The organism is Streptomyces sp. NPDC006435, from assembly GCF_040612315.1.
Taxonomy (GTDB): Bacteria; Actinomycetota; Actinomycetes; order Streptomycetales; family Streptomycetaceae; genus Streptomyces.
Genome location: NZ_JBEXPY010000059.1, coordinates 1 through 22,818, shown reverse-complemented (window position 1 = coordinate 22,818; position 22,818 = coordinate 1). Strand labels below are relative to the sequence as shown.

The window sequence follows — 22,818 nt, the reverse complement described above, 5'->3', positions numbered from 1 at the left end:
TCTCCCCGGTGCGGCGGCCGGCCACACCGCGTGGCAGGATGACCCCGTTCGAAGGGACTGCCGCACAGCTGGAGGAAAGGACGGGACCCCGCGTTGAGCGAGAATCAGAATCTGCTCGCGGAGCAACGGCGCGCCCTGATCCTCGACGAGGTGCGCAGGCGCGGCGGGGTCCGCGTCAACGAGCTGACCCGGAGGCTGAACGTCTCCGACATGACCGTGCGCCGGGACCTGGACGTGCTGTCCCGCATGGGGGTCGTGGAGAAGGTGCACGGCGGAGCCGTCCCGGTTGCCGGGGCCAGCACGCACGAGCCCGGTTTCGAGGCCAAGTCGGCGCTGGAGCTGACCGCCAAGGAGGACATCGCGCGGGCGGCGGCGGCCATGGCCGCGCCCGGCAGCGCGATCGCGCTCTCCGGCGGCACGACGACGTACGCGCTCGCCCAACGGCTGCTGGACGTGCCGGATCTGACGGTGGTGACCAACTCGGTCCGGGTCTCCGACGCGTTCCACTCCGCCCAGCGGGCGGGGGCCGCGTCCGGGACGCGGGACGGGGCGGCGACGGTGGTGCTCACCGGCGGGGTGCGCACCCCGTCGGACTCGCTGGTCGGTCCGGTGGCCGACCGGGCGATCGACTCCCTCCACTTCGACGTGCTGTTCCTCGGGGTGCACGGGATCTCGGTGGAGGCCGGTCTCTCCACGCCGAATCTGGCGGAGGCCGAGACGAACCGCCGGTTCGTGCAGTCGGCGCGGCGCGTGGTGGTGGTCGCGGATCACACCAAGTGGGGCACCGTGGGCCTGAGTTCGTTCGCGTCGCTGGATCAGGTCGACACGTTCGTGACGGACGACGGGCTGTCGGCCGCGGTCCGTGCGGAGATCGAGGAACACCTGCCCGGTCTGGTGGTGGCGGGGCGGGGCGCGGAGAGCGACTCCTGAGCCGAAGGCCCGTCGGCGGATTCCGTTTGTCCTCCCCCGAAGGAGCGGCAGGACGGCACGATCCGGGCGGCATTTGTCGGACACGCCCTAGGATCGTGGGGTGGCAGTCTTCCGGATCGAGCGATTCAGTTCCTTGACCGCGGCCGAGTCCTGGCGCCGCGTCACGGACTGGGAACGGCATGCCGCACAGGTTCCGCTGACCAGGATCACCGTGCCCACGGGGCTGCCCACCTCGGTCGGGACGGTCTTCGTGGCGCGCACGGGGGTGGGTCCGCTGGGGTTCGACGACCCGATGGAGGTGGTGCGGTGGACCCCGCCCGCCGCCGGGCGCGCGGGGCTGTGCAGGCTGGAGAAGCGCGGTCGGCTGATCCGGGGCCGGGCCTCGATCGATGTGTATCCGACCGGTTCCGGATCGCATGTGGTGTGGGTGGAGGAGCTGACCGTCAGGCTGCTGCCGCGGTGGGGCGATCCGCTGATCGCCGGTGCGGGTCGCCGGGTCTTCGGCCGGGTGCTCGACAGCATGCTGGATCCCGCGGCCCGGCAGCGGCCGTAGCGCCTTTCGTCCGGATCGCTCAGGGCGGGCGGCCGGGGTGTGCCAGATGCCGGGTGTCCCGGGTGCCGGATGGCCCGGGGTGCCGGATGGCCCGGGTGCCGGGGGCGGCCCGGGTGCCGAGTGTCCGGGTGCCGCCGTTCGGAGTCCTGCGCCCACCCCGCGCCGTGATCGGTGCGAGACTCGGGAAGGTGGACGAATCCTCCGCTGACACGCGGCTGCGCTGCCTGGTGACCGGTGCCTCCGGGTACATCGGCGGCAGGCTGGTGCCCGCGCTCCTCGACGCCGGCCACCGGGTGCGCGCGATGGCCAGGACCCCGCGCAAGCTGCGGGACCATCCGTGGGCGGACCGGGTCGAGGTGGTCGAGGGCGATGTGGGGGACGCCGCGTCGGTGCGGGCGGCGATGGCCGGCATGGACGTGGCGTACTACCTGGTGCACGCGCTCGGATCCGGGCCCGGGTTCGAGGAGAGGGACCGCGAGGCGGCCCGGATCTTCGGCGAGCAGGCGCGGGCGGCGGGGGTCGGCCGGATCGTCTACCTCGGCGGGCTCACCCCGGCCGGGGTGCCCGAGCGGGAGCTGTCGCCGCATCTGCGGTCGCGGACCGAGGTGGGACGGATCCTGCTGGATTCAGGGGTGCCGACGGCCGTGCTGCGGGCCGCGGTCGTCATCGGGTCGGGCTCGGCCTCGTTCGAGATCCTGCGCCACCTCACCGAACGGCTGCCGCTGATGATCACCCCGAGCTGGGTGCGCACCTCGATCCAGCCGATCGCGGTGCGGGACGTCGTGCGTTACCTCGTCGGTTGCGCCGGGCTGCCCGCCGAGGTGAACCGCACGTTCGACATCGGCGGGCCGGACATCATGACGTACCGGGACATGATGCGGCGCTACGCCCGGGTCGCCGGGCTGCCGCGGCGGCTGATCCTGCCCGTACCGGTGCTCACACCGGGGCTCTCCGGTCTGTGGATCGGGCTGGTGACCCCGGTGCCGCCCGCCATCGCCCGCCCGCTGGCGGAGTCGTTGCGCCACGAGGTGGTCTGCCGCGAGCACGACATCGCCCGGTACGTGCCCGACCCGCCGGACGGCGTCATCGGTTTCGACCGGGCGCTGCGGCTGGCCCTCCAACGGGTCAAGGAGGCCCGGGTGGACACCCGTTGGTCGTCCGCCGCGGTGGCGGGCGCGCCCAGCGACCCGTTGCCCACCGACCCCGACTGGGCCGGCGGGAGCCTCTACCGCGACGAACGGGAGCTGACGGTGCCGGTGGCGCCGGACGCGCTCTGGCGGGTGATCGAGGGCATCGGCGGCGAGAACGGCTGGTACTCCTTCCCGCTCGCCTGGGCCGTACGGGGGTGGCTGGACCGGATCGCCGGGGGCGTCGGGCTGCGGCGCGGGCGGCGGGACGCGCAGCGGCTGCGGGTCGGGGACTCGCTGGACTTCTGGCGCGTGGAGGAGATCGTGCCGGGCGAGCTGCTGCGGCTGCGCGCGGAGATGCGGCTGCCGGGTCCGGCCTGGCTGGATCTCTCGGTGGGCCGGGACGACCGGGGGCGGACGGTCTACCGGCAGCGGGCCCTGTTCCATCCCCGCGGGCTGCTGGGCCATGCCTACTGGTGGAGCGTGTGGCCGTTCCACTCGGTGGTGTTCGGCGGCATGGCCCGGAACATCACCGCGGCCGCCCGGAGCGTCCCGTGCGGCGACCCGGCCGGTCCTCCGCCCGGTCCCCGGTCGGCCGCCGGGCACACGGAGACATCTGACGGTACGCCAGCTATGGTGTGCGCGACCCGTCCGCCGCCGATCGCACGGGAGGTGCGTTCCATGCCACGCCGACTCCGTTCCGTGGGGCTCGACTTCATCGACTCCGCCCCGCTGCGGCTGGTCTTCGCCGCCGAGATGTCCGCACCGGCCGACGCCGTCTACCACGCGCTCGCCGACGACGTGCCGGGCTGGCCCGCCTGGTTCACGGCGGTGACGGCGGCCCGGCCGACCGAGGACGGCGCGGGCCGCGAGATCCGGCTCAAGGGGGGCGGGGCGCTCCGCGAGACGATCGTGGCGGCGGAGCCCGGCGAGCGGTACGCCTACCGGGTCGACGAGGCCAACGCCCCGGGGGTGCACGCCCTGTTGGAGGAGTGGCGGCTCACCCCGGCCGGGACGGGGACCCGGGTGCGGTGGACGTTCGCCGCCGACGGTTCCGCGCCCTTCCGGCTCGCCCTGCGGCTGGGCCGGCCGGGGCTGGGCCGGGCCTTCCGGAGCGCGGTGCGCAACCTCGACGGGCGGCTGGCCGGCCCGGCGTCCTGAACTCCCCGGCGCCCGCGGCCGGACGGGACTTCCGGAACACGCTTCAGCAGGGCCACTTCCCGTCGGTCAGGAAGGACTCGATGGTCGCCGCGTACGGGGCGATGTCCAGGCCCTGGTCGGCGAGCCAGCTGTCGGAGTAGTACTTGTCGAGGTAGCGGTCGCCGGGGTCGCAGATCAGCGTGACGACGCTGCCCGTGCTGCCCTGTCCGACCATTTCGGCGACCAGCTTGAACGCGCTCCACAGCCCGGTCCCGGTGGAGCCGCCCGCCTTGCGGCCGATGGCCTTCTCCAGGGCGCGCACGGCCGCGACGCTGGCCGCGTCCGGCACCTTCATCATCCGGTCGATGGCCCCGGGCACGAAGCTCGGCTCCATCCGGGGCCTGCCGATGCCCTCGATCCGGGAGCCGCAGTCGCTGGTGGCCAGCGGGTCGTGCCGGGTCCAGCCGTCGAAGAAACAGGAGTTCTCCGGGTCGGGCACACAGATCCGGGTGTCGAACTGCATGTAGTGCACGTAGCGGGCGATGGTCGCCGAGGTGCCGCCGGTCCCCGCCGTGGCGACGATCCACGTCGGCTCCGGGTAGCGCTCCAGCTTCATCTGCTGGTAGATCGACTCGGCGATGTTGTTGTTGCCGCGCCAGTCGGTGGCCCGCTCGGCGTAGGTGAACTGGTCCATGTAGTGCCCGCCGGTCTCCTCGGCGAGCGCGGCGGACTCCTCGTACATCTTCCGCGAGTCGTCCACGAAGTGGCAGCGGCCGCCGTGGAATTCGATCAGCCGGCACTTCTCGGGGCTCGTGGTGCGGGGCATCACGGCGATGAACGGCACGCCGATCAGTTTGGCGAAGTACGCCTCCGACACGGCCGTCGAACCGCTGGACGCCTCGATCACCGGCTTGCCCGGCCGGATCCAGCCGTTGCAGAGCCCGTAGAGGAAGAGCGAGCGGGCCAGCCGGTGCTTGAGGCTGCCGGTGGGGTGCGTCGACTCGTCCTTCAGGTAGAGGTCGATGCCCCATGCCTCGGGCAGCGGGAAGCGCAGCAGGTGGGTGTCGGCGGAGCGGTTGGCGTCGGCCTGGACCTTGCGGACGGCCTCCTTGAGCCAGACCCGGTAGTCGGCGTCGGAACGGTCGATGTCGACGGTCTGTGCGACACGCCCGTCGCCCCTGTGTCCCATGATGCCCATCAACGCGCTCCTCCTCGTAAGGCCGGACTCCCTGACCCCAACGATATTCCCCCCACCTGCACAAACGTTTACTTTGATGTTCCATAGCCCGGCCTTGGCCCCGCGGGGTCGAACGGCCGGGTACGCGGCCTGGCGCGTCGGCCCCCGCTTGTGCAGACTTCCCATCAGAAGCATCACGAAGGGGGCGAAGCCGTCATGCCGGAAACGGAGTTCAGTGCCACGGGGGTACGGATCGAACGCTGGGCCCGCTCGCTCACGCGGGCCGGGCAGGTGATCGTCAAGGACGGCAGGCTGGCCCTGCTGACCAGTAACGGACGGGAGATCGACAGCGCGCCGGTGGTGGCGGTGAGCGCGGGCAGGCCGTGGTTCGCCGGGGCCGGGGCGGCCGTGGCCCGGCTCAACGGGACGCGGTACCGGCTGACGATGGGGCAGCGCGATCACGACCCGGACCGGACGGGACCGGCCCGCCGTTTCCTGGAGACGCTGCGCAGCGCGGGCGGGCGGACGACCTGATCCGGCGGCGCCACCGGAACACCGCGAGTTGCGGAGCCGCGACCCCTGGGTGACATTGGACACGCATCACTCATGGTTCACCGGCGGTGACACTGTGATAAGCGCCGCCGGACCGGATCCGGCAGCCGGTCGGCTGCCGCGTCCGTCACTCCGTCTTCTTCCGGACCTATTTCGGGGAGTCGCAGCCGTGATCAGCGAGCCAAGCAGGCACTGCACGGTGGAGCTCCAGGCCCTGCCGTCGCGGATCGGTCAGGTCCGCAGAATCATCTCGGCGCAGTTGCGCTACTGGCATCTCGATCCCTTGATCGACCAGGCCGCGCTCGGCGTCACCGAACTGCTGACCAATGTTCACCGGCATGCCCAGCCGGACAAGTCATGCACCGTCGAGATCGAGCTGCTGCTCGAACGGCTGACGGTGTCCGTCCACGACCACGACCCACGGCTGCCCACCGTGCGCGAGGCGAGCACGTCCAGCACCTCGGGGCGCGGGCTCGCACTGATCGCAGCGGTCAGCGAGAGCTGGGGGGTCCGCCCCCGGGGCGGGGCCGGCAAGGTCGTCTGGTTCACCCTTCCGGCCCCTCCCCGGTGCGTCGCACCGGCACCGCATTCGGTGTACGGGGCGACCACCGACGGCCCGTTCGAGCCGGACCTCGTCACGGAGCCGGAGCTCGGGCTGCCCTCCGTCGCACGGTCCGCGGTGGTCGGCTAGGGCGGGTCACGGCCGGGCCGTGCCGCCGGGCCGCCGGGGCCCGTGTCGCTGGTGCCGTTCCGCCGGGGCCCGTGTCGCCGGTCCTCCGGGACCTCCACGGACCGGCGGTCCGGCCCGGGGGCGTCGTCCCCGGGCCGGACCGCCGTCCGTCGTGCCGTCGAGGTGTCCGCGCGGTTCCGGCGGGCGGCGCGGTCGGCCCTCAGACCGACTGCGACACCGTCCCTCCCGCGTTGTGCATCATGCGCTGCAGCACCTTCAGGGCGATCAGGTACTCCTCGTCCGTGATGTCCGCGTGCACCTTCGCCCGGTTGGCCCTCTGGGTCTCCGCCGCCCGCCGGTGCAGCGCCCGGCCCTCGTCGGTGATCCGGAGCCGGCCCGCCCCGTCCACGACGATCAGCTCCCGCTCGACCAGGAGGTCGATGTCGGGGGCCAGCCCCGCGCCGACGTCCAGATTGGCCCGCTGGGCGGCGATCACCTCCTCCCGGGTGACGCCCGACTCGCCGTGCAGCACCTGGTGCAGCACCCACCACTGGGGCTGGGTGATCCCGATCGCCGCGAGCCGCCCCCTGACATACGCCGTGAGCACCTTGTTCGCGGCCCATGTCCAGTACCCGATCGGCTGGTTCACCAGTTCCTCGTCGGTATGCGAGTACTCCATCACGTCGCCTTCGCCCTCGGTCGTCCCGTTCCGCGCGCCGTTCACCCGTGGTCGCGGCACGGGCGGCCCCGGCCGCAGCCACCATGATCACCAGCCTCCCGGAGCCCCCGGCGGAAGTCCAGGAGCCAGTGGTTCTCGCGGGCAGCACCCCCGCTTATGGGGCTCCGCCCGCCCTGAGACCCGGCCGGCACGGCGCCTTCTCACGCATCCCGGCCGGGTGCGGCGGTCATGCCCCCGCCCCCTTGCCGCCGTGGCCGAACTGCTCGTCCAGGACGGAGAGCCGGCGCCAGTACTCGTCCTCGTCGATCTCCCCGGCCGCGAAGCGGCGGCCGAGCAGGGTGATCGGCGACGGTTCGACGGGCGCGCCTACCGGGGTACGGGCCTGCCAGGGGGCCCGGCCGCCGCGCCGGACGGTCCTGCGCAGCAGGGTGACGCCGCCGATGACGACGGTCGCCCAGAAGAGCGGGAAGAGGAGGATCCAGGGTCCGGGTCCACCGCTGTGCGCCAGGGTGTTCATCTCGGTCAGCTCCCTCGTTCGGGGGTTCGCGGCCGGGTTTTCCCGACACCTCCGAGACTGGCCCCGGCAGGGGGTCCGGGTCGTCGTGCGGCCGGCGGCCGTGTGCGTACCCCCTCGGGAGTACGCGACGTGCTCCCCCCTGCTCCCCCACCGCCCCGGCCGCCCTCTCCCCCGCGCGGCGGGCCCGGCGGCCGGATCTCAGGCGAGGGCGGCCAGCGGGTCGTCCAGCACCGGCTGCCAGGCCAGTTCCGCCGCTCCCACCAGGCTGTTGTGATCGAGCGTGCAGGGCAGGATCGGCACGCTGCCGCTGCGCCCCCACAGGCTGCGGTCGGCCACCACCGCACGCAGCCGCTCCGGGTCGGCGTCGAGCAGGGCGCGGTGCAGCCCGCCGAGGATGATGCGGTCCGGGTTGAGGATGTTGACCAGTCCGGCGAGTCCGAGGCCGAGCCGGTCGGTGAGTTCCTCGGCGGCGCCCCGTACCGCCGGGTCCTCGTACTCCGTGCGCAGCAGATCGCCGGCCTGCTTGAGCAGGGACTCCTCCGGGCCGGGTTCGCGGCGGGCGGCGACGAGGAAGGCCAGCGGGTCGGTCTCGACGTCCAGGCAGCCGCGGCCTCCGCAGTGGCAGGGACGCCCCTCGGGGTTCACCGTGAGATGACCCACCTCCAGCGCCAGCCCCGAACTCCCGGTGTGCAGGCGGCCGTCGAGCACCAGGGCGCCGCCCACGCCGCGGTGGCCGGTGGCCACGCAGAGCAGGTGCCGGGCGCCCCGGCCGGCGCCGTGCCGGTGTTCGGCGAGCGCGGCGAGGTTGACGTCGTTCCCGGTGAACGCGGGCCCGGTGACGCCCGCCTCGCGTACGCGGGTGGCGAAGATCTCGCTCACCGGGGCGCCGGCCGGCCAGGCGATGTGCAGCGGGTTGAGCGCGTTGCCCTCCGGTTCGGCGACCGCCGACGGGACCGCGAGACCGGCACCGACGCAGCGCAGTCCGCTCTCCCGCAGCAACCGGGCGCAGGCGTCGACCACTTCGCCGATGACCTGCGCCGGGTCCGCCGTGACCATGACGCAGCCGGGGGCGGTGGCCACCAGCCGGCCGCCGAGACCGACCAGGGCGGCCCGGAACCCGTCGGCGTGCACCTGGGCGGCGATGGCGACGGGGCCGGACTCCCGGACGGCCAGCCGGTGCGAGGGCCGGCCCTGCGAGCCGGCGGCGGAACCTGGCCGGGAATCGACCCTGATCAGGCCGAGTGCCTCCAGTTCCGCGGCGACCGCACCGGCCGTCGCCCGGGTCACCCCCAGCTCGGAGGTGAGGACCGCGCGGGTGGGCGCGCGTCCGGTGTGGATCAGTTCCAGCGCGGGCCCGAGCGCTCCGCGGCCCCTCTCCAGCTTTGTCCGGGTGGTGGACACCTTGCCGTTCATGGGGGCGAGTCTCCCATGGTCCACAGGTGCCACCGACGCCCCGGTGGCGCGGTCGCGCCCCTTGCGTTCCCCCGCGTGTCCCCCGTACGCATCCGCCTTGCACCCGCCGTCCCGGCGCCCCTATGCTGAGTTTGTGCCGCAACTAAACAAACTGCGGACGGCACTGTCGGGGGGACCGGGCGGAAACACCGCCGCAACCCCGTCGGCCCGTCTCCGTCTCGCCCTCACCGTGTTCTTCGCCCTCGACGGATTCCTCTTCGCCGGCTGGGTGGTCCGTATCCCGGCCATCAAGCACCAGACCGGCTCCTCGGCCACCACCCTCGGCCTCGCCCTGCTCGGTGTGTCCGCCGGTGCCGTGGTGACCATGATGTTCACCGGCCGGCTGTGCCGACGCTTCGGCAGCCATCCGGTGACCGTGGTCTGCGGCGTCCTGCTCTCCCTGGCCATCGCCCTGCCCGCCCAGACGCATTCGGCGTTCGCGCTCGGCCTGGTGCTGCTGGTCTTCGGTGCCGCGTACGGCGGGATGAACGTGGCGATGAACAGCGCCGCGGTCGATCTGGTCGCCGCCCTGCGCCGCCCCGTGATGCCCGGTTTCCACGCCGCGTTCAGCCTGGGCGGGATGATCGGCGCCGGGCTCGGCGGACTGGTCGCCGGCGGCCTCTCCCCCGCCGCGCACCTCCTCGCCCTCACCGGGACCGGGCTCCTGGTCACCGCCGCGGCGGGGCCGGTGCTGCTGCGCCACCCGGCCCCCGTCGCCGTGTCCGGGACCGGCGGCGCCGGGAAGCCGCGACGGCCGGACGGCAGGAACCGCCGTCCGGTGGTCCTGTTCGGCGTGATCGCGCTCTGCACCGCCTACGGCGAGGGCGCGCTGGCCGACTGGGGCGCGCTCCACCTGGAGCAGGACCTCCACGCCCGTCCCGGTGTCGCCGCCGCCGGATACTCCCTGTTCGCGCTGGCCATGACGGCTGGCCGGCTCACCGGCACCGCCATGCTCGAACGGCTCGGCCAGACCCGCACCCTCGTCGTGGGCGGCACGACGGCCGCCGCCGGGATGCTGCTCGGCTCGCTCGCGCCCTCCGTCTGGGCCGCCCTGATCGGTTTCGCCGTCACCGGGCTCGGCCTGGCCAACATCTTCCCGGTCGCGGTCGGCCGGGCGGGCGAGCTGGCCGGCCCCGGTGGGGTGGCCGCCGCCTCGACGCTCGGGTACGGCGGGATGCTGCTCGGGCCGCCCGCGATCGGCTTCCTGGCCGACTGGTTCTCCCTGCCCGCCGCCCTGACCACGGTGTCGCTGCTGGCCGTCGCGGCCGCGGTGCTGGGGTACGGGGCGCGCAACGCGACCGTGCACGGCCACCCGGTCGCGTCGCGGGAGGAGCCCGTCGTGTCGCGCCGGGAGCCCCGGAGCGCTGCCACAATCGGAACATGAAGATCACGGATCACATCCGATCGCTGTCCGCCGAAGGGAAGTTGCTGGCGGACGCCGCGCAGCGGGCGGGCACCGCGGCACCGGTGCCGACCTGTCCCGACTGGCGGGTGCGCGACCTGCTCCGGCACACCGGCATGGTGCACCGCTGGGCGACCGCGTTCGTCGCCGAGGGCCACACCTCGTACCACCCCGACGGCGGGGAGCCCGACCTGGACGGGGCGGAGCTCCTCGACTGGTTCCGCGAGGGCCACGGCCTCCTGGTCGACGCGCTGGAGGCCGCACCGGCCGGGCTGGAGTGCTGGACCTTCCTGCCCGCCCCGTCGCCACTGGCCTTCTGGGCCCGGCGGCAGGCGCACGAGACCACCATCCACCGGGTGGACGCGGAGTCGGCCCTCGGCGGGCCGCTGTCGCCGGTCGGGGCCGATCATGCGGAGGACGGGATCGACGAGCTGCTGCTCAAGATGCACAGCCGCCCGAAGAGCCGGGTGCGCACGGACACTCCGTACTCGCTGCGGGTCCGGGCCACGGACACCGATGCCGCCTGGACCGTCCGGCTCTCGGCGGAGCCGCCGCGGGCCGAGCGGACGGACGGGGCCTCCCCGAAGGAGCCGGTGGACTGCGAGATGAGCGCGTCGGCCGAGGACCTCTATCTGATGCTCTGGAACCGGCTGCCATTCACGGCGGTCACCGTGACGGGCGACCCGGAGCCCGCCCGGATCTGGCGCGAGAACTCCGGGATCACCTGGTCCTGACGGCAGGCCGGGGCGGTGGGCGCCGCCCCGGTCCGTCCGGCATCCGGTCCTGCCGGCGTCCGGTCCGTCCGGCATCCGGTCCTGCTGGCGCCCGGTCCGGTACCGCCCTCCATGGTGGCTTCGCCCCTGCGTGGCGCGCCCGGTTCTCCGCCGCGCCCTCCCCCGTCAGCCGAGCCAGCCCGGACGCACCAGCCCCGACTCGTAGGCGAGCACGACGAGTTGTGCCCGGTCGCGGGCGCCCAGCTTGACCATGGTGCGGCTGACGTGGGTCTTGGCGGTGAGCGGGCTGACGACCAGCCGCCGGGCGATCTCCTCGTTGGAGAGCCCCATGCCGACCAGCGCCATCACCTCCCTCTCCCGTTCGGTGAGTTCGTCCAGCCCCGTCGCCGCCGCGGGCTCCTTGGACCGGGCCGCGAACTCGGCGATCAGACGGCGGGTGACCCCGGGCGAGAGCAGTGCGTCACCGCCCACCACCGCGCGTACGGCACGCAGCAGTTCGTCCGGCTCGGTGTCCTTGACGAGGAACCCGGAGGCCCCGGAGCGGATCGCCTCGAAGACGTACTCGTCGAGCTCGAAGGTGGTGAGCATGACCACCCTGACATCGGCCGACGCGGTGTCCCCGGCGAGGGCGCGGGTCGCGGCGAGGCCGTCGAGACGCGGCATCCGGATGTCCATCAGCACGACGTCGGGGCGCAGTTCGCGCACCAGGCGCACGGCCTCCTCGCCGTCCGCGGCCTCCCCCACCACCTCGATGTCGGGCTGGGCGTCCAGCAGGGCCCGGAAGCCCGCCCGGACCAGCAGCTGGTCGTCGGCGAGCAGTACGCGGATCACGGTGTCTCCTCCTCGTGCGCCGTCGCATCGGACGGACCGGGCGGGGCGGGTGGGGCGGGTGAGCTGGACGGACCGGGCGGGGCGGGTGCTCCGGTCGGGTCGGACGGGGTGGGTGAGCCGGGCGGGGCCGGTGCTCCCGTCGGGCCGGGCGGAACGGGCCGGAGCGGGAGCTCGGCCCGTACCCGGAATCCGCCGTCGGTCCGGGGGCCCGCCTCGATCGTGCCACCCAGGGCCGCGGCCCGCTCCCGCATCCCGGCCAGGCCGTTGCCGCTGCCGCCCGCGTCCTTGCCGGTGGCGGGCCCGTCGTCGTCGACGCGGAGCCGGATGCGATCGGGCCGATAGCCGACGCGGACCCTCGCGGTGCGCGATCCGGAGTGCCGGACCACGTTCGTCAGCGCCTCCTGCACGATCCGGAAGGCGGCGAGGTCCGCGCCCGGTGATACCGCCGGGCGCACGCCGTCGGTCCCGACGGTGACGGTCAGTCCGGCGCTCGCCGCCTGTTCGACGAGTTCGGGGAGCCGGTCGAGTCCGGGGGCCGGGGCCCGGGGGGCGTCCCCGGGGGTGCGCAGGGTGTCGAGGACCTGACGGACCTCGCCCAGCGCCTCCTTGCTGGCGGCCTTGATGGCGGTCAGGGCGGCACGGGCCTGTTCGGGGTCGGAGTCCAGCAGGGCGAGCCCGACGTTCGACTGGACGTTGATGACGGAGATGCTGTGCGCCAGGACGTCGTGCAGTTCGCGTGCGATCCGCAGCCGTTCCTCGTCCGCCCGCCGCCGCTCCGCGGCCTCCCGTTCCGCCCGCCGGTCCGCCCACTGCTCACGCCGTACGCGTACGAACTCGGCGGCGGCGACGATGGCCAGCACCCAGGCGGCGATGCCCAGTTCCTGCCCCCAGGGCGAGGCCTGGTCGCCGGAGGGCGGCAGCCACCGGTAGAGCCAGTGGCCCACCGCCACGTGCCCCAGCCACACCATGCCGACGGCCGCCCAGGCGGCCCTCCGGTGCCCCGAGACGACGGCGCCGAAGCAGCCCACGGCGACGGCCAGGAAAACCGGCCCGTACGGATAGCCGGCCGCCAGGTAGACCATCACCGCGGCCGAAGTGCCGAAGACGGCCGCCACGGGGTGACGGTGGCGCAGCAGGAGCACGGCGACGGCCAGGAGGATCAGCAGCCGTGCGAAGGGGTCGAGCGGCGCCCGCTCGCCCGTCTGCCACCGGGCCGCGACGGTCGATCCGGCCATGACGACGGCACCGATCAGGATCGTCGAGGCCCAGGGGAGGCGGGCGGCCGCGTCCCCCCGCTCGCCCGTCAGCCACCGGGGCGGCTCGCCGTGCGGGCGGAAGGGGCCACCGCCTCTGCGTGAGCGCTGCTCTTCCATGCCGGTCACGCTAGACCTCGGGCCCCGGCGAAGACGTCAGCCGGGCGTGGTGGTCGCCCGTACTCCCGGTGGAGTACGGGGTACGGCGTACGGGCCCGGCGCGACGCCCCGGTCACCCCGACCTCACCAGCCGCACCGGCCACCCCGACGCTCCGGGGATCGCGCGCACCGGCCGGTGCGCCTCCCCGGCCCGTGCGGCCGGTGCGCCCCTCCGGCCGGGCCGGGTGGTTCCGTCAGGGGCGGAAGGTGTCCCGGCCCCGGCGGCTGTCCAGCAGGCCGACCGAGCGGGCCAGTTCGGTGACGGCTTCCCGGAAGAACACCTCGCGGGCCTCCACGACCTTGTGGAACTGGCCGAAGACCTCGAAGGAGACCAGCCCGAACAGCTGCGACCAGGCGGCGATCAGCGGGGCGGCGGCCTCCGGAGGCAGTTCGGGGGCGATCTCGGCGGCCATCCGCCCGGCCTCCGCGCGCAGGTCGTCGGCGAGCGGCGGCAGGGCGAGGCCGTCCGAGCGGTAGGCGTCCGCGACCACACGGATCAGGATCCGGCCGACGCGCGCCGCGGGGCCGACCGTCGTCTGGGGCGCGGTGTAGCCGGGCACGGGCGAGCCGTAGATCAGGGCGTACTCGTGGGGGTGGGCCGTGGCCCAGTCGCGTACGGACCGGGCCACGGCGATCCAGCGCGCGAGGTGCGGGGCGGCCTCGGCCACGGCGGCGCGATGGGCGGCCTCGGCGGTTTCGCCCACGGCGTCGTACGCGTCGACGATCAGGGCCGTGAGCAGCTCGTCACGGCTGGGGAAGTAGCGGTAGAGGGCGGAGGACGCCATGCCCAGCTCCCGCGCGACGGCGCGCAGCGAGAGCTTCGCGGCCCCCTCGGCCGCGAGCTGCTTCTTCGCCTCGTCCTTGATCGCTGCCGTGATCTCGATACGGGCCCGTTCCCTGGCTCCTCGGACTGTGCTCATGCCCATCAGTCTGCCACGCGAAGAGAGCACCGACCAACAACGAGAGCACTGCTCTTGATTTCGAGCACCAATCTCGTGCACACTGATCTCAAGCGAGAGCACCGCTCTCAAAACGTGAAGGAGTTGCCATGTCCCAGGAGCAGACGCCCCAGACCCCGGCCCAGCCGTACTACCTCCGCGGCAACGCCTTCAACGTCCGGATGAACAGCGTCATCGGCTGGCTCGCCCGGCACGGCATCAGCCTCAAGGGCTCGGCCGAACTGTCGGTGCGCGGCCGCAGGAGCGGGCAGATGCAGCGCATCCCCGTGAACCCGCACACCCACGAGGGCGGGCAGTACCTGGTCTCCGCCCGGGGCCACTCCCAGTGGGTGCGCAACATGCGGGTGGCCGGCGGCGGCGAGCTGCGGGTGGGGCGGAAGGTCCGCGTCTTCGACGCCGTGGAGATCGCGGACGACGCGGAGAAGGCGATGGTCGTCCGGACGTACCTGGAGCAGTGGGGCTGGCAGGTCAACGAGTACTTCCGGGGCGTCACCGCGAAGTCCACGGACGCCGAGATCCTGGCCGCCTGCCCGGACCACCCCGTCTTCCGGTTCACCGTGCGGGGCTGACCGTCCGGCCCGCCCCGCACGTATCGGGCCGGAGCCCCGGCGGCCCGTCGCCCGCTAACGGTCCATCGCCGACAGGGCCCGCTGCGCCAGCGGATGCGTACGGACCAGTTCGCCGAGCGAGGTCGTCCCCCGGGTGATTCCGGCGAACGCGTTCCAGGCCGGGCGGAATCCCGTCAGCACCGCGTGCAGCACTCCCGGGCGGCGCTCGAAGAGCTTCAGCATGCGCCGGCCGACACCCATCTCGACGCCCAGACCTGCCTTGATGGCGAAGGCGTAGTTCAGCGCCTGGCGCCTGGCGTCCACCGCGTCGTGCGCCTCCGCGATCCGGACCGCCCACTCACCGGCGAGCCGCCCCGACCGCAGCGCGAAGGAGATCCCCTCGCGGGTCCACGGCTCCAGCAGCCCCGCCGCGTCGCCGCACACCAGCACCCGCCCGCGCGACAGCGGGGAGTCCTCGCTGCGGCAGCGCGTCAGGTGCCCGGAGGAGATCTTCGGCTCGAAGCCGGCCAGACCGAGCCGGGCGACGAAGTCCTCCAGGTACCGCTTGGTCCCCGCGCCGTCGCCCCGCGCCGAGATCACGCCGACGGTCAGGACGTCGCCCTTGGGGAACACCCAGCCGTAACTGCCGGGCATGGGGCCCCAGTCGATCAGCACCCGTCCCGCCCAGTCCTCCGCGACCGTGGCCGGAACCGGGATCTCCGCCTCCAGGCCGAGGTCCACCTGGTCGAGCTTCACCCCGACATGGGCTCCTATCCGCCCCGCGCTGCCGTCGGCGCCGACGACCGCGCGGGCCAGGATCGTCTCGCCGCCGGACAGCACCACGGCGACCGTGCGCCGGTCCGGCACCGAGGCGCCGTGCTGCTCGACCCTCGTCACCGTCGCGCCGGTGCGGAGTTCGGCGCCCGCCTTCTGCGCCTCCTCGACCAGTCCCGCGTCGAACTCGGGGCGGTTGATGAGCCCGAAGAGCATCCGCTTGGAGCGGCGGGTCCGCGCCAGCCTGCCGTTGAGCGAGAACGTGACCGCGTGGATCCGGTCCCGCAGCGGCAGTTCGAACCCCGGCGGCAGGGAATCTCGCGAAAAGCCGATGATGCCGCCGCCACAGGTCTTGTAGCGGGGAAGTTCCGCCTTCTCCAGGAGCAGCACCCGTCGGCCGGCCACCGCCGCCGCGTATGCAGCGGAGGCTCCGGCCGGTCCGCCGCCGACTACGACCACGTCCCACACGGCCGGTTCTTCGTGCTCATGTACGGCGTCTGCGTTCTCGCTGCTCACGATGTGCTTCTGCTCCCGATCCCACCAGTGGCCCATGCTGCTCACGGCATCCTACGGCGCGCCGGTACCGGTCCCCGCTGTGGGAGGATCGACCGTGCGTTCGTCCTGCGTGCGCCGCCGCACACCGGGGGCGCACGCAGCCGGATTCGTACATACAACGTCGCACCCACGAGGAGCGTGCCCATGACCGCCCGTCCGATTTCCGAGACCATCGCCTCGCTGATGCCCCGCGCCAAGGCGGAGCTGACGGAGCTGGTGGCCTTCCAGTCGGTGGCGGATCCCGCGCAGTTCCCGAAGAGCGAGTGCGAGGCGGCCGCCGACTGGGTCGCCGACGCGCTGCGCGCCGAGGACTTCCAGGACGTCGCACTTCTCGACACCCCCGACGGCACGCAGTCGGTCTACGGCTTCCTGCCCGGCCCGGCCGGCGCCCCGACCGTGCTGCTCTACGCGCACTACGACGTGCAGCCGCCGCTCGACGAGTCCGCCTGGCTCTCCCCGCCGTTCGAGCTGACGGAGCGCGACGGCCGCTGGTACGGCCGGGGCTCGGCCGACTGCAAGGGCGGCTTCATCATGCACCTGCTCGCCCTGCGCGCCCTCAAGGCCAACGGCGGCGTCCCGGTCTCCGTCAAGGTGATCGCCGAGGGCTCCGAGGAGCAGGGCACCGGCGGCCTGGAGCGGTACGCGGAGGCGCACCCCGAGCTGCTGGCCGCCGACACCATCGTCATCGGCGACACCGGCAACTTCCGGGTCGGCCTGCCGACGGTCACCGCGACGCTGCGCGGCATGACGATGCTGCGGGTCACGCTCGACACCCTCGAAGGCAACCTGCACTCCGGGCAGTTCGGCGGCGCCGCCCCGGACGCACTGGCCGCGATGATCCAGCTGCTGGCGTCGCTGCGCGCCGAGGACGGCACCACGACCGTGGACGGGCTGACCACGGACACCGAGTGGGAGGGGCTGCAGTACCCGGAGGCCGACTTCCGCCAGGACGCCAAGGTCCTCGACGGCGTCGGGCTGATCGGCACGGGCACGGTCGCCGACCGCATCTGGGCCCGGCCCGCCGTCACCGTCATCGGCATCGACTGCCCGCCGGTGCTCGGCGCGACGCCCTCGCTCCAGGCGAGCGCCCGCGCGCAGATCAGCCTGCGGGTGCCGCCGGGCCAGGACGCCGCCGAGGCGACCGAGCTGCTGACCGCGCACCTGAAGGCCCACACCCCGTGGGGGGCCAGGATCACGGTGGAGCAGGTCGGCCAGGGCCAGCCGTTCCGCGCGGACACCTCCAGCCCCGCGTACACGTCCATGGCGCAGGCCATGGAGGTCGCGTACCCGGGCGAGAAGATGCAGACGTCCGGGATGGGCGGCTCGATCCCGCTCTGCAACACCCTCGCCGCCCTCTACCCGGAGGCGGAGATCCTGCTGATCGGCCTGAGCGAGCCGGAGGCGCAGATCCACGCGGTGAACGAGAGCGTGTCCCCCCAGGAGCTGGAGCGGCTGTCCCTCGCCGAGGCCCTGTTCCTGCTCGACTACGCGGCTTCCAAGCAGTCCTGACCCCACGTCACCGATCGCGCCGGATTCCGGCGGACCGGGCCCGGACCGATCCTTGACGGGTCGGTCCGGGCCCGGTTCCGCAGGATCGGTCCGTGACGACGGGGACGGAAACCGGCTGGACGCCGCCTGCGGAGACGGGCTGCCGGCGCCGGACGGGGCGGTCACCACCACGGTCGCCCACGACTGCGGACGGGCCGTGAACCTGGCCCGCCGGGGGCTGTCCGCCCTGTTCTGCCACCCCCACGAGGCCGAGCAGGCGATCGTGCACGCGGGGGCGCCGAGCAGGTCGGCCCACGCGTCGTGGGAGGACTTCTCCGCCGCGTACACGCTGGGCCGGGTGCTGCGCCTCGACGACGAGCAGTACGGCACGTACTACGAGCAGAACGTCACCGCCCACCACCTCCCGGCCGGGGACGAGGGCAGTCCGTGGCGGAACGTCCCCTGGCGCCGACCCCGGTCCGCGCCCTCTCCCGCAGGCCCGGGTGCGGTGGCTCGGCCGCGGCGCCGCTACGCGTTGGGCGAAGCTCGCCCAGAGCGTAGAACGACGACTCCGGGCGGGCCGTCCGCGTACGTTCGCGGCATGGACATCGTCGAGGTACTCCCCCAACTGCACATGTTCCGCTTCCGCATCGGCCAGGCGTACCTGTGGCGCGACGGCACCGACCTGACCCTGATCGACGCGGGCGACATCGACGCGGCGGCCGCGATCGAGGACGGGGTGCGCGGCCTGGGCCTGGACCCGGCCCGCATATCGCGGATCGTGATCACCCACGGGCACTGCGACCACTACGGCGCCGCGCAGGAGCTCGCCGACCGGTACGGCGCCGAGATCCTCGCCCACGGCCTGGACGCGGCGGTGATCCGGGACGAGGAGAAGATCGCCGACCCGGTCCTGCTCGACTGGGAACGCCCGCTGTGGGAGCACGCGCGGACCGTTCCGCCCGCCCCGCCGACCCGGGTCGACCGCGAGCTGGCCGACGGCGACGAGCTCGGCTTCGGTCCGGGGGCCCGGGTGGTCCACGCGCCGGGCCACACCCCGGGATCCATCGGGGTCCATCTGCCGCACCACGGCGTGCTGTTCACCGGGGACTGCGTGGCCGGGGTCGACCGGGTGATGCTGGGCGTGTTCAACATCGACCGGGAGCAGGCCGTGGCCTCCTTCCGGCGGCTGGCGGCGCTGGAGCCGGCCACGGTCTGCTTCGGCCACGGCGATCCGCTCACCACCGACGCCGCCGCCACGATGCTCGCCTCAGCCGACCGGGACTCCGGCCTCCAGGTTGAGCACGGTTGACCGTTCACGGGCGCGCAGGGCCCAGCGCAGCCGCTCGTAGCGGGTCGGGGGCAGCAGGGTGGCCGCCTCCTCCTCGGTGACGAACCGCCAGCCACGCAGTTCGGAGCCGGGCAGCAGCAGCCGTCCGGCGTCCGCACCGGTCAGCAGTCCGCCGTCGAAGAGCAGCCGCAGCCCCCCGTAGCCGGGCGGTCGGGGCGCCTCCCAGTCGACGACGAGGAGTTTCGGCACCCGGTCGAGGTGGATGCCTATCTCCTCGGCCACTTCGCGGATGCCGGCCTGGGCGGGCGCCTCCCCGGACTCGACCACCCCGCCGGGGAACTCCCAGCCGGGTTTGTACGTCGGGTCGACGAGCAGCACCCGGTCGTGTTCGTCGAAGAGCAGGACGCCGGCCGCCACGGTCTCCCCGGTCGGCTCGGGCGTCTGCACGATCTCGCACGGGGACGCCGCCCCGCTGCTGACCGCCTCGGCGATGAGCCCGGCCGTCTCGGACGGGGTGAGGGCGCCGGTGTCGATGGTGTGGGCGTCCCGGGTGAGCCAGTGCAACGCCGCCCGGTAGGGCTCGATGTGCTGGTGGGCCCACTGCCGTACCCGCTCGCTGTGCTCCGGGTCGTCGGGAAACTCCACCCGGTCGGCGATCCGTTTACGCAGGATCGTTTCCTCGGGCGAGAGCAGGACATGACGCACGGGGATGCGCCGGGAGGCGAGCCCGCCGAAGATCTCGTCGCGGTACTCCTGCCGCAACAGTGTCATCGGTACCACCAGCACCCCTGGCATCTCGGCGAGCAGGGCCGCCGCGGTGTCCACCACCAGGCGCCGCCAGATCGGCAGGTCCTGGAAGTCCGTCACCTCGGCGAGTCTCTTCTGGGGCAGCAGATGGCGCAGCCCCGCGCCGATCAGTTCAGGGTCGTAGAAGGTGCTGTTCGGGATCAGATCGATCAGTTCGCGCGCGGCGCTCGTCTTGCCCGCGCCGAACGCACCGTTGATCCAGATGATCACGGTTCCCCCTCTTCCGTAGCCCCCTGTGGCTTGCCCGCAACACCCTGCCGCGAAAACCAGGCCGTGGCGATGCTTGTTGCCCGAACGGAACCGACGGCCGCCCGGCGCCCGCGCCCGCGGCACGGCTCCGGCCGGGCGCGCGACCGGTACGGGGGCGCACAAAGGGAGTCGAAGCGGAGACGAGGGCGGGAAACGTCCCCGCCCGACCGGGTGCGGCAACCCCCTCACCGGACGGCGAAGCGCATGCCGACGGGCGCCACGACCACCACCCGGACACCGACCTTCCACCTTTTCATCACAATTGAATCACCAACGGAACATGTGACTCCTGGGCTTTCGGCGGGGCAGTTACGTTCATCTCTCCATGAGCCGTACCAGGGGGGACATATGTCTCGAAGTCAGCAGCCGCCGTGGGGTCAGCCGCCCCGGCCGCCCGCCAACGCCCCGTACGGGCCGCCCCCTTCACCGGACCACCGTCCGAAGTGGGCACGGAAGCGGGTCCTGATCCCGGTCGCCCTCGTCCTGTTCCTCATGGGCGTGGGCATCGGGGGCGCGGACGACTCCGCCGGGACGGAGAAGACCGCGGACGCCGGGGCCGCCCCGTCCGCGACGGTGACCGCCACGGCCACGGTGACGGCCACCCCGGCGCCGTCGGCCACCGAGACGGTGACCGCGAGCCCGAAGCCGGCGCCGACCGTCACGAGGACCCGGACCGTCCGGGTGACCGTCCCGCCCGCGGCCGAGGACGACGGAACCTCCGGCGGGTCCGGATCGGGCGGGGGCGACGGCAGCAGCACGTACTACGCCAACTGCAGCGCCGTGCGCGCGGCCGGCGCCGCCCCCATCCGCGTGGGCCGGCCCGGCTACGGTCGCCATCTCGACCGGGACGGGGACGGGGTCGGCTGCGAGTAGCGGCCCCCTCGGGAGTGGTGCCGATCCGGCCGATGCGCATCGGATCGCCGTGCGGGGACCACACGCCGATGCCGGTCGCCATGGGCGTGGGGCGGGGTCAGGGGGCGCTGATGCCCACGATGTTGATCGGTCCGGAGGCACTGGCGTTGTGGTTCCGGCCGACGAATACCGACCACGGCACCCGGTACGCCTTGTCCGTCACCGTCGTGGAGACTCCCGCCTCGGGCACGGACACCGTGATCTGAGTAGCGGTGACGACGCAGCGCAGGGTGTGGACGGTGTTCGCCGGAAGGGTGGTGCCCGCCGCGGTGCCGGCCAGTTGGGTGGAGGTGCCGGCCGCGGCGTCGTCGCGGTAGATCCGCAGGGAGCCGGAGTTGCTGACCTGAACGGTGTACCCGTTGTGCAGGATCTCGGCCGAGGTCAGTTTGGTGGGTGCGTCGTCGGCGCCCAGGTGGAGGGAGAGCAACGACCAGCCGGCGCCCCCGGCCGTCGGCACGCTGAACCGGACCTCGAAGGTCCCGGTCGGCGCGGCTGCACCGATCTCACCGGCGAGGAGCACCTGGGTGTCGGTCGCGGCGGTGGGTGCGGGAAGGGGGATGCGACCGCTGGAGTCGAGCACGGGGCGGGTCTTGCCGGAGGGTACCCAGCCGAGCCCCCAGAACCCGGTGTTCGTCGACGTGGCCGTGCGGCGCGGTGCGCGGCCGGAGACGTAGCCCGGGTAGTCGGTGACGATGCCTCGGCAGCCGAGGCCGAGGGCGCGGTCGCGCTGCACGCGTCGGGTCAGGGTGTGCGCCCAGACCCCGAGCGGCGGGGCTGCGGCGACAGCCGCCGTGACGAGGGAGTCGGATGCGGCTATGTCGATGTCGAGGACGTCGGCCCCTGCGGCGACGAACGCGCCGAAGTCGTCACCGGCCATCTGTGCGGCGGACCGCCACAGGTGAGCCCGGCACCCGGCCGTCCGGATGAGCGGTACCACCGCCGGATCGTTCGTGTTGACGAGCACGGAGTCCTGCAGCCCCCGGTCCAGGATCAGGCCGGCCAGCGCCTGCACCCCGGCCGGGTCCTTCGCCTCGACGGTCATCACCCGCACCCCGCCGAGCTCGTCGAGGACCTGGGCGACCGTGGGCACGGTGAGGGCGGGCGACGCGGCGGCGAACCACGTGGCGGGGTCGGCGCGGAGCTGGAGCCACTGGGCGAGCCCGAACGCGGCCACCGGTCCGGAGCGGTCGGTGGTGCGGTCCACGGACGCGTCGTGCATCAGCACGGGTGTGCCGTCGGCGAGGACCTGTGTGTCGAGATCCAGGACGTCCGCCCACGGCGCCGACGAGCGGAGCGCCTCCAGGCTGTTCTCAGGGGCCTCGCCCGCGCCGCCGCGGTGGGCCGAGCAAAGGATTCCGGGCAGGTCGTCGAAGGTGGTGGTCACGTCTGCCTTCCGTAGATCATGCGGACTTGTGCGGCAATACTGCCGGTGCCCGCCGTTCCGCGGTACGAGGACGGCGGCCACGGCCCGGAGCGCGATGGTCCGCCGCATCGGCCGTCCGGCCGCCCGGCTGCCGGCCGACCCCCGATTCACGGCCCGGGCCCCCGGGCAACCGGTCACCGCATCCGGCCGGTGCCGGCCGCACGGCCGCGACCGGTCAGGCCGCCGCCTCGCCCGGGCCCCTCGTCCCGCTCGCCGGGCACGGACGCGCCCGCCGCGTTCGAGACGCGGCCACCCATGGCCCACAACACCCCGGCCGGTCCCCGGCGTTGGTCAGCCCCGGGGGTCCGCAGCCCCGTCCGCACCCGCCCGCACGGCTGCCGCGGCGGCGCCCACCAGCCCGGCGTCGGTGCCCATCACCGCCGGGGCCACCGTGAGTTGCCGGACGAAGGAGAGCGTGGCGTACTGGCGCAGGGAGCGGCGCAGCGGATCGAAGAGGATGTCGCCCGCGCCGGCCACTCCCCCGCCGATCACCGCGATGTCGATCTCGACGAGCGTGGCGGTGGCCGCGATCCCGGCGGCCAGGGCCTGCGCGGCGCGCTCGAACGACGCGAGGGCGATCGGGTCCCCGGCGCGTGCCGCGGCGGCCACCGCGGCGACGCCTCGGCCGCCGCGGTG

General features: G+C 73.6%; 22 protein-coding genes and 1 pseudogene. 12 read left to right on the top strand and 11 right to left on the bottom strand.

Features of this window, described 5'->3' with window-relative positions:
* The first annotated feature begins 93 nt into the window (after window positions 1-93).
* The 3 genes from ABZZ04_RS34975 to ABZZ04_RS34965 all read left to right on the top strand — a co-directional run bounded on the left by ABZZ04_RS34975 (window position 94) and on the right by ABZZ04_RS34965 (window position 3,771).
* Window positions 94-930, top strand: coding sequence for a DeoR/GlpR family DNA-binding transcription regulator (locus ABZZ04_RS34975; RefSeq protein WP_356936258.1), 837 nt, complete (start codon window positions 94-96; stop codon window positions 928-930).
* Window positions 931-1,030: 100 nt separating this feature from the next.
* On the top strand, window positions 1,031-1,483 hold the full coding sequence (locus tag ABZZ04_RS34970) for an SRPBCC family protein (RefSeq protein WP_356936257.1): 453 nt from the start codon (window positions 1,031-1,033) through the stop codon (window positions 1,481-1,483).
* Between the two features lie 188 nt (window positions 1,484-1,671).
* Entirely contained in the window at window positions 1,672-3,771 is a 2,100-nt protein-coding gene (locus ABZZ04_RS34965) for a DUF2867 domain-containing protein (RefSeq protein ID WP_356936256.1), read from the top strand.
* A 43-nt stretch (window positions 3,772-3,814) separates the two neighbouring features.
* Here ABZZ04_RS34965 and ABZZ04_RS34960 read toward each other — a convergent pair whose 3' ends face one another.
* Window positions 3,815-4,948 carry a PLP-dependent cysteine synthase family protein gene (locus ABZZ04_RS34960; protein WP_356936255.1) on the bottom strand — a complete coding sequence of 378 codons (1,134 nt, stop codon included), beginning with the start codon at window positions 4,946-4,948 and terminating at the stop codon, window positions 3,815-3,817.
* A gap of 195 nt (window positions 4,949-5,143) precedes the next feature.
* Between ABZZ04_RS34960 and ABZZ04_RS34955 the strand changes: the two genes are divergently transcribed.
* Complete coding sequence (locus ABZZ04_RS34955) at window positions 5,144-5,461, top strand: hypothetical protein (protein ID WP_356936254.1); 318 nt, start codon at window positions 5,144-5,146, stop codon at window positions 5,459-5,461.
* A gap of 187 nt (window positions 5,462-5,648) precedes the next feature.
* On the top strand, window positions 5,649-6,170 hold the full coding sequence (locus ABZZ04_RS34950) for an ATP-binding protein (protein WP_356936253.1): 522 nt from the start codon (window positions 5,649-5,651) through the stop codon (window positions 6,168-6,170).
* Window positions 6,171-6,369: 199 nt separating this feature from the next.
* Here the strand turns inward: ABZZ04_RS34950 and ABZZ04_RS34945 are convergent, their stop codons facing one another.
* The 3 genes from ABZZ04_RS34945 to ABZZ04_RS34935 form a co-directional block, all read right to left on the bottom strand.
* Window positions 6,370-6,828 carry a MarR family transcriptional regulator gene (locus ABZZ04_RS34945; protein WP_356936252.1) on the bottom strand — a complete coding sequence of 153 codons (459 nt, stop codon included), beginning with the start codon at window positions 6,826-6,828 and terminating at the stop codon, window positions 6,370-6,372.
* A gap of 226 nt (window positions 6,829-7,054) precedes the next feature.
* The gene (locus ABZZ04_RS34940; protein WP_356936251.1) at window positions 7,055-7,345 is read right to left on the bottom strand and encodes an SHOCT domain-containing protein; all 291 of its coding nucleotides are present in this window, start codon (window positions 7,343-7,345) and stop codon (window positions 7,055-7,057) included.
* Between the two features lie 198 nt (window positions 7,346-7,543).
* Window positions 7,544-8,758: an ROK family protein gene (locus ABZZ04_RS34935; protein WP_356936250.1), complete on the bottom strand. Its 1,215-nt coding sequence runs from the start codon at window positions 8,756-8,758 to the stop codon at window positions 7,544-7,546.
* Between the two features lie 133 nt (window positions 8,759-8,891).
* Here ABZZ04_RS34935 and ABZZ04_RS34930 point away from each other — a divergent pair, with 133 nt between their 5' ends.
* The gene (locus tag ABZZ04_RS34930) at window positions 8,892-10,181 is read left to right on the top strand and encodes an MFS transporter (protein WP_356936249.1); all 1,290 of its coding nucleotides are present in this window, start codon (window positions 8,892-8,894) and stop codon (window positions 10,179-10,181) included.
* Window positions 10,178-10,933, top strand: a complete 756-nt coding sequence (locus tag ABZZ04_RS34925) for a maleylpyruvate isomerase family mycothiol-dependent enzyme (protein ID WP_356936248.1) — start codon at window positions 10,178-10,180, stop codon at window positions 10,931-10,933. The genes ABZZ04_RS34930 and ABZZ04_RS34925 overlap by 4 nt, the downstream gene beginning before the upstream one ends.
* A gap of 165 nt (window positions 10,934-11,098) precedes the next feature.
* On the opposite strand, the gene ABZZ04_RS34920 is transcribed toward ABZZ04_RS34925, so the two are convergent.
* From ABZZ04_RS34920 to ABZZ04_RS34910, 3 genes are all read right to left on the bottom strand, one after another.
* Window positions 11,099-11,764 carry a response regulator transcription factor gene (locus tag ABZZ04_RS34920; protein ID WP_356936247.1) on the bottom strand — a complete coding sequence of 222 codons (666 nt, stop codon included), beginning with the start codon at window positions 11,762-11,764 and terminating at the stop codon, window positions 11,099-11,101.
* The gene (locus ABZZ04_RS34915) at window positions 11,761-13,137 is read right to left on the bottom strand and encodes a sensor histidine kinase (RefSeq protein WP_356936246.1); all 1,377 of its coding nucleotides are present in this window, start codon (window positions 13,135-13,137) and stop codon (window positions 11,761-11,763) included. Before ABZZ04_RS34915 ends, ABZZ04_RS34920 begins: the two co-directional genes overlap by 4 nt.
* A gap of 233 nt (window positions 13,138-13,370) precedes the next feature.
* Entirely contained in the window at window positions 13,371-14,096 is a 726-nt protein-coding gene (locus ABZZ04_RS34910) for a TetR/AcrR family transcriptional regulator (RefSeq protein ID WP_356936245.1), read from the bottom strand.
* A gap of 128 nt (window positions 14,097-14,224) precedes the next feature.
* Between ABZZ04_RS34910 and ABZZ04_RS34905 the strand changes: the two genes are divergently transcribed.
* Complete coding sequence (locus ABZZ04_RS34905; RefSeq protein WP_356936244.1) at window positions 14,225-14,704, top strand: nitroreductase family deazaflavin-dependent oxidoreductase; 480 nt, start codon at window positions 14,225-14,227, stop codon at window positions 14,702-14,704.
* Window positions 14,705-14,758: 54 nt separating this feature from the next.
* Here ABZZ04_RS34905 and ABZZ04_RS34900 read toward each other — a convergent pair whose 3' ends face one another.
* The gene (locus ABZZ04_RS34900; protein ID WP_356936277.1) at window positions 14,759-15,973 is read right to left on the bottom strand and encodes a geranylgeranyl reductase family protein; all 1,215 of its coding nucleotides are present in this window, start codon (window positions 15,971-15,973) and stop codon (window positions 14,759-14,761) included.
* Window positions 15,974-16,156: 183 nt separating this feature from the next.
* On the opposite strand from ABZZ04_RS34900, the gene ABZZ04_RS34895 reads away from it, so the two are divergent.
* The 3 genes and pseudogenes from ABZZ04_RS34895 (at window position 16,157) to ABZZ04_RS34885 (ending at window position 18,812) form a co-directional block, all read left to right on the top strand.
* Entirely contained in the window at window positions 16,157-17,521 is a 1,365-nt protein-coding gene (locus ABZZ04_RS34895; protein ID WP_356936243.1) for a dipeptidase, read from the top strand.
* A 52-nt stretch (window positions 17,522-17,573) separates the two neighbouring features.
* A pseudogene (locus ABZZ04_RS34890) lies at window positions 17,574-17,954 on the top strand (DUF1266 domain-containing protein); the annotation flags it as partial.
* 147 nt (window positions 17,955-18,101) lie between these two features.
* Window positions 18,102-18,812, top strand: coding sequence for an MBL fold metallo-hydrolase (locus tag ABZZ04_RS34885; RefSeq protein ID WP_356936276.1), 711 nt, complete (start codon window positions 18,102-18,104; stop codon window positions 18,810-18,812).
* On the opposite strand, the gene ABZZ04_RS34880 is transcribed toward ABZZ04_RS34885, so the two are convergent.
* The gene (locus tag ABZZ04_RS34880; RefSeq protein ID WP_356936242.1) at window positions 18,771-19,808 is read right to left on the bottom strand and encodes an NUDIX domain-containing protein; all 1,038 of its coding nucleotides are present in this window, start codon (window positions 19,806-19,808) and stop codon (window positions 18,771-18,773) included. The genes ABZZ04_RS34885 and ABZZ04_RS34880 overlap by 42 nt on opposite strands.
* Before the next feature lie 387 nt (window positions 19,809-20,195).
* Between ABZZ04_RS34880 and ABZZ04_RS34875 the strand changes: the two genes are divergently transcribed.
* Window positions 20,196-20,720, top strand: a complete 525-nt coding sequence (locus tag ABZZ04_RS34875; RefSeq protein ID WP_356936241.1) for an excalibur calcium-binding domain-containing protein — start codon at window positions 20,196-20,198, stop codon at window positions 20,718-20,720.
* A gap of 97 nt (window positions 20,721-20,817) precedes the next feature.
* Here ABZZ04_RS34875 and ABZZ04_RS34870 read toward each other — a convergent pair whose 3' ends face one another.
* Together ABZZ04_RS34870 and ABZZ04_RS34865 are read right to left on the bottom strand one after the other, a co-directional pair.
* Window positions 20,818-22,143 carry a glycerophosphodiester phosphodiesterase family protein gene (locus ABZZ04_RS34870; RefSeq protein ID WP_356936240.1) on the bottom strand — a complete coding sequence of 442 codons (1,326 nt, stop codon included), beginning with the start codon at window positions 22,141-22,143 and terminating at the stop codon, window positions 20,818-20,820.
* A 330-nt stretch (window positions 22,144-22,473) separates the two neighbouring features.
* Window positions 22,474-22,818: ROK family protein (locus ABZZ04_RS34865; RefSeq protein WP_356936239.1), on the bottom strand; the 345-nt coding region annotated here is incomplete at its 5' end.

Coding starts and splice junctions, on each gene's coding strand:
- ABZZ04_RS34940 (WP_356936251.1), bottom strand. CDS start 7,345: ATGAACACCCTGGCGCACAGCGGTGGACCCGGACCCTGGATCCTCCTC.
- ABZZ04_RS34915 (WP_356936246.1), bottom strand. CDS start 13,137: ATGGAAGAGCAGCGCTCACGCAGAGGCGGTGGCCCCTTCCGCCCGCAC.
- ABZZ04_RS34960 (WP_356936255.1), bottom strand. CDS start 4,948: ATGGGCATCATGGGACACAGGGGCGACGGGCGTGTCGCACAGACCGTC.
- ABZZ04_RS34895 (WP_356936243.1), top strand. CDS start 16,157: ATGACCGCCCGTCCGATTTCCGAGACCATCGCCTCGCTGATGCCCCGC.
- ABZZ04_RS34925 (WP_356936248.1), top strand. CDS start 10,178: ATGAAGATCACGGATCACATCCGATCGCTGTCCGCCGAAGGGAAGTTG.
- ABZZ04_RS34875 (WP_356936241.1), top strand. CDS start 20,196: ATGTCTCGAAGTCAGCAGCCGCCGTGGGGTCAGCCGCCCCGGCCGCCC.
- ABZZ04_RS34905 (WP_356936244.1), top strand. CDS start 14,225: ATGTCCCAGGAGCAGACGCCCCAGACCCCGGCCCAGCCGTACTACCTC.
- ABZZ04_RS34935 (WP_356936250.1), bottom strand. CDS start 8,758: ATGAACGGCAAGGTGTCCACCACCCGGACAAAGCTGGAGAGGGGCCGC.
- ABZZ04_RS34885 (WP_356936276.1), top strand. CDS start 18,102: ATGGACATCGTCGAGGTACTCCCCCAACTGCACATGTTCCGCTTCCGC.
- ABZZ04_RS34910 (WP_356936245.1), bottom strand. CDS start 14,096: ATGAGCACAGTCCGAGGAGCCAGGGAACGGGCCCGTATCGAGATCACG.
- ABZZ04_RS34945 (WP_356936252.1), bottom strand. CDS start 6,828: ATGGAGTACTCGCATACCGACGAGGAACTGGTGAACCAGCCGATCGGG.
- ABZZ04_RS34955 (WP_356936254.1), top strand. CDS start 5,144: ATGCCGGAAACGGAGTTCAGTGCCACGGGGGTACGGATCGAACGCTGG.